A 3,198-nucleotide genomic window follows, 5' to 3' on the forward strand; every position below is an offset into this window, starting at 1 on the left:
TTTGATGCTTTGACGGAGGCAATTAGCCATTTAAGCCATAATATCAAGCAAATACTCTCATTTTGCCTTTAGGTTTACTTCTTTTCTCCTATTTACTCAAGAATGAAACAGCCCTGCCCTTTTGCAAGGGGGAGCTAGAGGGGGTAAGAGCTTCTCAAACATGCTCTTAGACATTGAGATATTGCGCGATCGCGGTGCGAAACTCACTCTTTTGCTTCACGCCGCGCATCTCACCCAGTTTATCTTTGCGTTTAAAAAACTGAATCGTAGGCGTACCAATTACTCCCGCAGCTTCGGCAATCTCTGGATCGACCTCGATATCAATATCGACAACGCAGATCTGACCTAGAAACTCATCCGTTACTTTTTTGAGCATCGGCTTCATCACATGGCAGGGACCGCAATGGGCTGACGTGTACTTCACCATAATTAGCTTTTCAGTGTCATGGTAAAGCTTTCGCAGGGCAATGCTACCTTGATAATAGGTTTGTGTATCGGTAATGTCATCCGTAAACACGACATCTGGGGTTTCTTCGGCTGTCTTTTCTGCTTCTTTTACGGGCTTCTCTGCTGAGGCATGGAACTCTTCGCCATAACCCTGGACGGATAGCCATCGCTCTGCTTCTAAAGCTGCCATACAACCGCTACCTGCGGCAGTAATTGCTTGTCGGTATTCGTGATCTTGCACGTCTCCACAGGCATAGACCCCTTCTACACTGGTTTTTGTCGATTTGCCTTGGGTGATAATGTAACCCGTGGCATCGAGTTCGAGTTGTCCCGCAAACAAATCGGTATTGGGCTTATGTCCGATGGCGTAGAACAAGCCACCAACGGGTAAATCGCTTTCTTGTTTTGTCGCAGTATTCCGCAGTTTTATGCCCTTAATCGTTTCACTGCCATAGACATTAAGGGGTTCAGTATTCCAATGCACTTCGATTTTGGGATGGGCTAAAACCCGATCTTGCATGACCTTACTTGCCCGCATGCGATCGCTTCGCACCAATAGATGAATCTTAGATCCATACTTGGTCAAGAATATGGCTTCCTCTGCGGCTGTGTCACCACCACCCACAACCGCAAGTTCCACACCTTTAAACATGGGGATCGCGCCGTCACAAATCGCACATGCCGAGATGCCCTTATTCCAAAACTCAGCTTCGCCAAGAAGATGCAATCGCTTTGCGGTTGCCCCAGTGGCAATAATGATGCTATGCGCCTGTACTTCTTGACTCTCAGAACGCACGATAAAAGGACGTTGACTTAAATCGACGTAGGTAACATCTTCTGTGTGAAGTTCTGCGCCACAATTTTCGGCTTGGGCTTTGAGTAAGCCCATCAGTGCCGGCCCCATCACGCCCGTAGGAAAGCCAGGGAAGTTCTCCACTTCGGTGGTTGTCATGAGCTGACCGCCGGGCAGACCTCCTGCTTGAAACCCCTCAAATACAAAGGGCTTGAGGTTAGCACGTCCAGCATAGATGGCAGCGGTGTATCCCGCAGGTCCCGAACCAATAATTACAACATTTTCGACCATTTGCTTACTATCCTGATTCACTAAATGCATTCTTAATTCTATAAGTCGTACTCATTATGACTTTATTCTACTACTTTAACCGAAGTGGTTAATTTTGTGTTAGCCAGACTAAAATTTTCTCTCTAAAGACGGAGTGTGGGTCAAATTTGGTCAAATTAAAGAGAGAGATCGCAAAATTAGGCGGAAAAGACGATCGCTATTGCGAAAGATCGGGGTATAAATAGTATAAGGGGGAGATACAGAACTATGTCATGCTAGATCTCCTTAGGGGTTTAAGGCAAGGTTTTCAAAAATTGACATGACTTCTGATCTCGTTCAGAAGCAGATTTGACACGATTAGGCAAAATGGAATCAGTATAGAATAGGGTCTATATTTCCATAAAGATGAGCCTAACCAAATTCATCACGCTATAAATTAATCAAACTATGGATATTAAGCTCATCAACATCGGCTTTGGCAATATTGTTGCGGCTGGACGCGTTGTGGCGATCGTTAGCCCCGAGTCTGCCCCGATCAAACGTATCATCAGCGATGCTCGCGAACGCGGACAATTGGTTGATGCTACCTATGGCCGTCGTACCAGAGCTGTAATTATTACAGACTCAAGTCATGTGATTTTATCGGCAATTCAACCTGAAACTGTGGCAAATCGATTTGTGGTCAGTAAAGAGAGTCTAGCTGAGTGACAATGAATAGCAGTAGTCAATTCCAAAATATCGAGAACTGCTTGCGTATGGGGGTAGTTCTCACTCCCATCTTGGTTTTAATTACGCGCTACTACGAAGATTGATATATAGGTAGGTAGGTTTGCTAAGTACAGGTCAACTGATTGTGGTCACAGGCCCTAGTGGGGTTGGAAAGGGGACGCTCTTGCAAATCCTTTGCGATCGCCATCAAGGCAAAATCTTATTCTCGATTTCCGTAACTACTCGCCAGCCCCGTGTTGGCGAAGTCGATGGCAGAGAATATTTCTTTTGGACGCGTCAAAAGTTCGAACAAAGTCGGGCAGAGGGCGAGTTTTTAGAATGGGCAGAATATGCGGGCAATCTCTATGGCACGCCCCGTCGAGCCATAGAAGATTGGATTGCACTCGGTCAAATCGTTCTCTTAGAGATCGAGCTCGAAGGGGCAAGACAAGTCGCCCAAACCTTTCCCAGTGCTAAGCGTATCTTTATCGCACCGCCATCGATGGAAGTGTTAGAGCAAAGATTGCGCCAACGGAGCACAGATAGCGATGAAGCGATCGCCAAGCGATTGGAACATGCTAGGAAAGAAGTTGCCGCAGCTCCAGAGTTCGACCAAATCATCATCAACGACAATCTGGAGGATGCACTCCAACAATTAGAGAAAGCAATTTTTTCAGCCTGAAACCCTTAAACCGACGTGTTAAATTTAGCAGCAGCAAGCATCTTGTTTGAGATGTTTGTGATATTTTAGGGTTTTTTGGAATTCAGGAGACTTTGTACCAATTTTGCAATCCCAGTGCAGCAAGGATTTGCATATTCTGAGAGATTGTTATTTCCTTTAGTTTGGACTAATCGGCAGCAAGGCAAGAGCAACAGAAAGGCACGAGAAAATAGAGCAAGAAATTGCAAAGGCTAAGTCAAGCTCAAACATGAAAAGAGAATTAGAAGCTAAATGGCAATTGACACAGATTGCATAGAAG

The 3,198-nt window shown here is 45.5% G+C and carries 3 protein-coding genes; 2 read left to right on the plus strand and 1 reads right to left on the minus strand.

Annotated features, from left to right (window positions below; all coding sequences use genetic code 11):
- Positions 1–166 precede the first annotated feature (166 nt).
- Positions 167–1,531, minus strand: coding sequence for a thioredoxin-disulfide reductase (trxB, locus tag ACP2WE_RS25915; RefSeq protein ID WP_425218404.1), 1,365 nt, complete (start codon positions 1,529–1,531; stop codon positions 167–169).
- A gap of 426 nt (positions 1,532–1,957) precedes the next feature.
- On the opposite strand from trxB, the gene remA reads away from it, so the two are divergent.
- Positions 1,958–2,218, plus strand: a complete 261-nt coding sequence (gene remA, locus ACP2WE_RS25920) for an extracellular matrix/biofilm regulator RemA (RefSeq protein ID WP_330484876.1) — start codon at positions 1,958–1,960, stop codon at positions 2,216–2,218.
- A 121-nt stretch (positions 2,219–2,339) separates the two neighbouring features.
- On the plus strand, positions 2,340–2,900 hold the full coding sequence (gmk, locus tag ACP2WE_RS25925; protein WP_425218405.1) for a guanylate kinase: 561 nt from the start codon (positions 2,340–2,342) through the stop codon (positions 2,898–2,900).
- Positions 2,901–3,198: the final 298 nt, after the last annotated feature.

The sequence above is a fragment of the Tumidithrix helvetica PCC 7403 genome, from assembly GCF_965232925.1.
Classification (GTDB): Bacteria; Cyanobacteriota; Cyanobacteriia; order Pseudanabaenales; family Pseudanabaenaceae; genus Tumidithrix; species Tumidithrix helvetica.